The organism is Aeromicrobium sp., assembly GCF_049587115.1.
Taxonomy (GTDB): domain Bacteria; phylum Actinomycetota; class Actinomycetes; order Propionibacteriales; family Nocardioidaceae; genus Aeromicrobium.
On sequence record NZ_JBAVDI010000044.1, the window covers coordinates 1 to 7,290 of the forward strand.

Sequence of the window (7,290 nt, forward strand, 5' to 3'; positions counted from 1 at the left end):
TCAAGGCGATCTTCCCGCAGGTGCCCGGCGCCGACGTCTACCGCGACGTCGTCGCCTCGGGAGGCCAGCTCGACGTGGGCTTCATCCCGCTGTGGCTCGGCCTGGTGACCGGCACCGGCCTCATCCCGCCCGCCACCACAGGCACCAACCCGCAGTCGGCGGCGCTCGTGCTGCTTCAGCACCTGAACGGTGCCGCAACGTTCACCGCACCCCTGCTGCTCAACGCCCTGCTGGGCGGGGAGCCGACCTATGACGGACCGTTCTATGCCGAGCGCTCAGTCATCAACGTGATCGACAAGGTCAAGGTCCCGGCGTTCTTCCTGTCCGGTGAGTACGACCTGTTCCAACGCGGCACTCCCCTCCTGTTCGAAAAGCTCAACCAGCGCAAGATCCCGACCAAGATGATCGTCGGCCCGTGGGATCACCTGCAGGCCTCCAGCGGCGCGGACGTCGGCCGCGCGGGTTACGGATCGCTCGCCCAGCTGCAGCTGCGCTGGTTCGACCGCTACCTCAAGGGCGCCCTCGACTCACGACTCAACTCAGACATCGCCAACCTGACGTACTACGAGCAGGGCACGGGCGCCTGGCGCAAGGATTCGCGCTGGATCGGTTCGTCGTTGCAGGGCACGAAGCTTCGGCTCAGCGGGTCATCCGCCCCGCTCGGCGCTCCGGGCAGCCTGACCGGCGGCGCCGTCAAGACGGGCAGCTCCGCCATCGCGCCCATTCCGGCAGCCGGCCTGTGCACGCGATCAGCCAACCAGTGGACTGCCGGTATCGCGAACACCATCGCGCCATCCCTGCCGTGCTTCACCAACAACGCCCTGAACGACGCCTCGGGCGCCGTGTTCTCGACCAGGCCGCTGACCAAGGCCGTCACGCTGCAAGGACCCGTCAACGCGCACCTGTTCGCCTCGAGCACCAGCGGCGACGGCATGCTCTCGGTGACGCTCGAGGACGAAGCGCCCGACGGGACGGTCAGCCGACTCAGCGGTGGCTGGCAGGTCATCTCCCACCGCGCACTCGACAAGTCCCGGTCTCGATACCTGGACGGCGTCCTCGTCCAACCCTTCCACCCGTTCACCAAGGCGGCGAGGAAGAAGCTCGCAGCCGGTCAGATCGCCCCGATCGATGTCGAGATCTTCCCGACACGGGCCAAGATCCTGCCCGGCCACCGGCTGCGCATCGCGATCCAGGCCTTCGACGTGCCCCACCTGCTCCCGCCCGTGCCGGACGCGCTCGGCACGGCGACGGTCATCCGGGTCCACACCTCGTCGGCCCTGCCCTCGACGATCAACTTCCCGAGCGTCGGAACCCTGCCGACCGTCAGGTAATCAGTCCCGCGGAGTGATGTGGCGGATCAGTCCTTCTTGCGCAACGGTCGCGACGAGCGTGCCGTCCTCGGAGAAGACCCTCGCCGTGGACAGTCCTCGCGCGCCGGAGGCAGACGGTGACGTCTGGTCGTACAGCAGCCACTGGTCGGCGGCGACCGGCCGGTGGAACCAGATCGTGTGGTCCAACGATGCCGGCTGGACCTCGGGCGAGCCGATGAACTGTCCATGCGGCACAAGACTCGCGCCGAGCAGGCTCAGGTCGCTGATGTACGTGAAGGCGGCGTTGTGCATGATGCGCGAGTCCGGGAGAGTCCCGTCGGCCTTGAACCACAGCCGCTGGACCGCCGGCACCAGCGACCGCTGTGGATCGTCGGCAGCGCGGTTGTCACCGATGTAGCGCATGTCGAAGGAGGACCACTCGCGCTCCCAATGGGCCGCGGCCTCAGGACCCCGCATCGCGATGATGTCGGTCAGTGGTGTCGCGTCCGCGGGCGACGGCACCTCGGGCATCGCGTCCTGGTGGTCCCAGCCGCCCTCGACGACCTGAAACGACGCGGTCATGTAGAAGATGATCTCGCCGTGCTGGCGGGCGGCGACGCGGCGGGTCGTGAACGAGCGCCCGTCGCGGACGTTCTCGACGTCGTAGACAATCGGAATGCTCGGGTCGCCGCCCAAGATGAAGTACAGGTGCAACGAGTGCACGAAGCGGTCGTCGGGAACCGTCAGCTGCGCAGCCATCAGTGCTTGTGCCGCGACCTGCCCGCCGAACACCCGCTTGAGCGAGGAGCCCGCCGGCTGGGATCCACGGTAGAGCCCCACCTCGAGGCATTCCAGATCGAGCAGACCGACGACTTCGTCCAGGGATGCAGGCACAGGACCAGCCTATCGTCGCGGTCGGTCTCCGGAGCTGCCGGCGGCCTAACCCTGGTCGTTCTTGCGCTGACGGGCGAGAAACTGTTCGAACTGATCGGCCAGCTCGTCACCGCTGGGGAGGTCCTCGTCACTGGCCAGCAGCGACTGGGCCGCGCCGCGGGTGAACGCGTCGTACTGTTCCTCGAGACCGCCGAGCAGGCTGGCCCCGCCCTGCTCCTCGATCTGCTCCTCGATCGCGGCCAGCGCCTCGTCCTGGCGCGCTCGCAACGCATCGACATCGACGGAGAGTCCGGTTCGATCGACCAACGCGTCGATCAGAGCGAGTGAAGCGGTCGGGTAGTCGATCTGCGCGAGGTAGTGCGGTACGTGCACGACGTAGCCGGCCGCGTCGTGGCCCGACTGGCCCAGGCGGTACTCCAGCAGCGACTGCGCCGAGGATGGCACCGAGACCTGTGCGGACCACAGATTCTGACGGTCGACAAGATCGGGGCGCGTGCCGTGTGCCGTGATCATCGGCGGTCGAGTGTGCGGCACTCCCATGGGGACTGCTCCCAGCCCCAGGGTCAGCGGCACGTCGTGCTCCTCGATGACGTCCTGAACCTCGGCGACGAACCGCTCCCACTGGAAGTCCGGCTCGGGACCGGCCATCAACAGATACGGCATGCCATGCAGATCGTGCTCCAGCACGACCTGCAACCGAGGATCGTCGTACTCCGCGTAGTGGTCCTCGTGAAAGGCGATCATCGGGCGTCGGGCGCGGTAGTCGAACATTGCGTCCAGATCGAACTCGTGCACCACCTGACCTTCGCCAGAGCGCAGTCGATCGGCCGCGAGCCGGGCCGCCGAGCCGGCGCCCAGGAAGCCGTCGAGGGCATGGATGAGGACCGGTCCCCCACCCTCGCGGGCGGCCGGTTCGTCGTTGCGTCGGGGTAACCACTTCATCGTCATGGTCAACCACTCACTGCGCGGCGCTATTCCGGGCGAGGACTGCCAGGGTGTCGTCGGCGACGGCCTGCGGGGTCAATCCGAGTCGTTCGAGGATGACGTCCCGTTTGGCGTGGTCGAGGAACGCCTGCTCGACTCCGTGGACCTGGATGGGCACGTCGCAGCCCGCATCGCGCACGGCCTGCGTGATGGCCGCTCCGACACCGCCCTGCCGGCCGTTGTCCTCGATCGTCACGACCAGTCCGAACCCGCCGGCCAGCTCGACCAGTGCCGGATCGACCGGTTTGACCCATCGAGGATCCACGACCGTGACGCCGAGTCCCGCTGCGCGCAGCAGCTCGCCGACCGCAGCACCGAGATGCCCGAAGGATCCCACCGCGACGATCAGCACCTCCTGCGCTTCGTCTCGGGAGAGGATGTCGGTCGCACCGGTTCGGTCGATCGCGGGCAGGTCGTCGCACACGGCACCCTTGGCGAACCGGACGACTGTCGGCGCGTCGTCGACCTCGACCGCCTCGCGAAGGAGCTGCCGCAGCTGCTGGCCGTCTCGGGGTGCGGCGATGCGCAGGGTGGGAACGATCTGCAGCAGCGACATGTCCCACATGCCGTTGTGACTCGCTCCGTCGTCGCCCGTGACACCGGCCCGGTCGAGCACGAAGGTCACGCCGCACCGGTGGAGCGCGACGTCCAGGAGAACCTGATCGAAGGCCCGGTTGATGAAGGTCGCGTAGACCGCCACGACCGGGTGCAGGCCACCCATCGCGAGCCCGGCTGCGCTGGTGACGGCATGCTGCTCGGCGATGCCGACGTCGAAGACGCGCTCGGGAAACTTGTCGGCGAAGGCGTCCAGCCCGACGGGATACAGCATCGCCGCGGTGATGCCGACCACGTCGGGCCGCTCGTCGGCGATGCGGACCATCTCGTCGCGGAACACCGATGTCCAGCCCGCCGGAGCGACGTTGACGGCCTCACCGGTCTCACGATCGAACGGGTTGGCCTGGTGCATCTGGTCGTTCTCGTTGGCCACCGCGATGTCGTAGCCCTGCCCCTTGGTGGTCAGGACGTGCACGAGCACCGGGCCGCCGAACTTCTTGGCCTGCGCCAGCGCGCGCTCGACCGCGGGCCGGTCGTGTCCCTCCACGGGACCGATGTACTTGAGCCCGAGGTCCTCGAACATGCCCTGCGGCGCCAGAGCGTCCTTGACGCCCTTCTTGATCGCGTGCAGGGCCTCGTAGGCGGCGGGGCCGACCCGGCTCGATCTGTTGAGCCGGTCCTTGATGGCACCCAGCGCGGGCTCGTAGCGCGGGTTCGTGCGGATCTCGGTCAACCGGTTGGCCAGACCGCCGACGGTCGGCGTGTAGGAGCGTCCGTTGTCGTTGACGATCACCACGAGCCGCCGGTCCCGGTCGGCCGCGATGTTGTTGAGCGCCTCCCAGGCCATGCCGCCGGTCAGGCCACCATCGCCGATCACAGCGACGACATGATCGGGCTTGCCGAGGAGATGGTTGGCCTTGGCCATCCCATCGGCGTAGGACAGACTCGTCGAGGCGTGCGAGTTCTCGACCCAGTCGTGCTCGGACTCGGCCCGGCTCGGGTAGCCAGACAGGCCGCCCTCCTTGCGCAGCTGATCGAACTGGCCGGCGCGGCCGGTCAACATCTTGTGGACGTACGCCTGATGGCCGGTGTCCCAGACGACGCGATCGGTCGGCGAGTCAAAGACCCGGTGGATCGCCATGGCAAGCTCGACGACGCCCAGGTTGGGACCCAGATGCCCGCCGTTGGAGGCAACCGAAGCGATCAGGAGCTCGCGGATCTCGGCCGCGAGCTCGGTCAGCTGCTCCTCGCCCATGCCTCGCAGCTGCGCGGGTCCGGTCAGGTTCGCGAGAACGCTCATCGATCCCTCCTACCCTGTCCGGCCATGAAAGTCAGTCTATCGAGGACGACCCACGACGCCGAGTCGGCAGGCGGACTACTCGCCCTGCCGCAGATCACGGTAGCGACCGTGCAGGTGAGCCAAGGCGTCAGCCGCCCCCACCTCGACGGACTGCACGACTCCCTCGACCAGCAGACTCCAGCCGACCGAGCGCGTCGCCCCCTGCTCCAGGTGCACGCCGATCCAGCCCGCGCACCCGGTCAGCACAGGTCCCCAGGCGCTGTCGGTCCACTTGCCCAGGGTGAATGGCCCGCCCGGCGCGGGAGCCGTGCCGGCGAACGCGTCGGCGAGGAAACGGTGCTCCGCTCCCACGACGTTGACGACCCACGACAACGGCTGTGACTCCCAGAAGTCGGAGTCACCGTCCACCAGTCCAATGACACGTCCGGGTTCGCCGCCGGCCAGCAGCACCGACGACACGGTCAGGCCACGACGGCCCCTACCGGTCCCGGACGTCCACACCGTCACGGGAGCCGGCATCCGGCCTCGCATTCGGCGGAGCTGGTCTCGGTCGCCCTCGGCCGGCACGAACGGATGGTCGGAATGAATGGTCACCTGGCCAGCCTACGCGTCCTCGCCTTGACTTAATTCAACAGTCGTACTAAACAAGTGGAATGGCCGCAGCCCGCAACCAGACAGGACTCGTGCTCGGGGTGGACTCCTCGACGCAGTCCACCAAGGCCCTCCTCGTCGACGCCGCGACCGGACAGATCGTGGCGCAGGGTTCCGCACGCCATCCCGGCGGCACCTCGGTGGACCCGCTGGCGTGGCTCGACGCGTTCGACCGAGCGACGGACGGCCTGCTGGACCGCGCCGACGCCGTCTCGGTGGGCGGCCAGCAGCACGGGATGGTTGCGCTCGACGCCGACGACCTGCCGGTGCACGACGCGATCCTGTGGAACGACACCCGCTCGAGTGCCGAAGCGGTGGACCTGGTTCGCGAGCTCGGTGGCCCGGACGCGTGCGCCGAGGCAGTGGGCAGCGTGCTCGTGGCGTCGTTCACCGCGACCAAGCTGCGCTGGCTCCGCAATCACCAGCCTGAAGCGGCGGCCCGCACCCGGCGGGTCCTGCTGCCACACGACTTCGTCTCTCGACACCTCGCCGGCGGCGAACCGTTCACCGATCGCGGTGACGCATCAGGGACCGGATACTTCTCCACGGCGGACGACGCATGGCGGCCTGACCTCGCCGAGTCGGCCCTCGGCCACCCGGTCGAGCTCCCCCGCATCGTGCCGTCCACGCAGGTGGCCGCGATGACGGCGAACGGCACGGCTTTGGCGGCCGGAACCGGGGACAACATGGCAGCCGCCCTTGCCCTCGACCTGGGGCCCGGAGACATCGTCGTCTCCATCGGCACCTCCGGTGTCGCCTCGACGGTCAGCCCGTATCGGATCGCCGACGGCACCGGTACGGTCACCGGTTTCGCGGACGCGCGGAAAGGCTTTCTCCCGATGGCCACCACCATGAATGCCGCGCGCATCCTCGACCTGCAGGCTCGCCTGCTCGCTGTGGACCACGAGGAGCTCGGTCGGCTGGCCCTGGCCGCTCCGCCCGGTGCGAACGGTCTGACCCTGCTCCCCTACTACGACGGCGAACGCACGCCGAACCGGCCCGGCGCGTCTGGAACGTGGGCGGGACTGACCTCCTCGACGAGCCGTGAGGACCTGGCCCGGGCTGCGTTCGAGGCGCTGCTCTGCTCCCTCGCCGACGCCGTCGACCACCTGGTCGCGTGCACTGGCGTGCCGCCGGGTCGGATCCTGATGGTGGGTGGCGCGGCCGGCAACGCCGCCGTGCGTGCTCTCGCGCCGGCGATTCTCGGGTCACCCGTGACGGTGCCAGCACCCGGTGAATACGTCGCGCTGGGAGCCGCGCGCCAAGCGGCGTGGGCGCTGGCCGGGACCCCCGAACCACCAGCCTGGGATGCGGCAGCCGCCGAGACCCATGACGCACCCCCAACCCCTCTCGTGCGTGAGGCCTACGCACAGCTGCGCGACCGCACGTCCGACTGGACTCCAACGAAAGGCTCCTCATGAGCATCCCGACCCCCGCACCCTCCGACAAGTTCTCATTCGGCCTGTGGACCGTCGCCTATCCCGGACGTGATCCGTTCGGTGAACCGACCCGAGCAGACATGGACCCGGTGTACGCCCTGGAGAACCTGGCCCGGATCGGCGCGTACGGCGTCAACTTCCACGACGACGACCTGAT

General features: G+C 68.6%; 6 protein-coding genes. 2 read left to right on the top strand and 4 right to left on the bottom strand.

Going from position 1 to position 7,290, the window contains the following annotated elements; all coding sequences use genetic code 11:
• On the top strand, positions 1-1,331 hold a 1,331-nt coding region (locus tag WB461_RS04520), incomplete at its 5' end, for a CocE/NonD family hydrolase (protein ID WP_423851525.1).
• Here the strand turns inward: WB461_RS04520 and WB461_RS04525 are convergent.
• From WB461_RS04525 to WB461_RS04540, 4 genes are all read right to left on the bottom strand, one after another.
• Positions 1,332-2,204, bottom strand: a complete 873-nt coding sequence (locus tag WB461_RS04525) for an acyl-CoA thioesterase (RefSeq protein ID WP_423851526.1) — start codon at positions 2,202-2,204, stop codon at positions 1,332-1,334.
• A gap of 45 nt (positions 2,205-2,249) precedes the next feature.
• Positions 2,250-3,146, bottom strand: coding sequence for a PAC2 family protein (locus WB461_RS04530; protein WP_423851527.1), 897 nt, complete (start codon positions 3,144-3,146; stop codon positions 2,250-2,252).
• Between the two features lie 16 nt (positions 3,147-3,162).
• Positions 3,163-5,043, bottom strand: a complete 1,881-nt coding sequence (gene dxs, locus WB461_RS04535; protein WP_423851528.1) for a 1-deoxy-D-xylulose-5-phosphate synthase — start codon at positions 5,041-5,043, stop codon at positions 3,163-3,165.
• A 75-nt stretch (positions 5,044-5,118) separates the two neighbouring features.
• Positions 5,119-5,637, bottom strand: a complete 519-nt coding sequence (locus WB461_RS04540) for a flavin reductase family protein (RefSeq protein WP_423851529.1) — start codon at positions 5,635-5,637, stop codon at positions 5,119-5,121.
• A gap of 59 nt (positions 5,638-5,696) precedes the next feature.
• Here WB461_RS04540 and xylB point away from each other — a divergent pair, with 59 nt between their 5' ends.
• Positions 5,697-7,115 carry a xylulokinase gene (gene xylB, locus WB461_RS04545; protein ID WP_423851530.1) on the top strand — a complete coding sequence of 473 codons (1,419 nt, stop codon included), beginning with the start codon at positions 5,697-5,699 and terminating at the stop codon, positions 7,113-7,115.
• Positions 7,116-7,290: the final 175 nt, after the last annotated feature.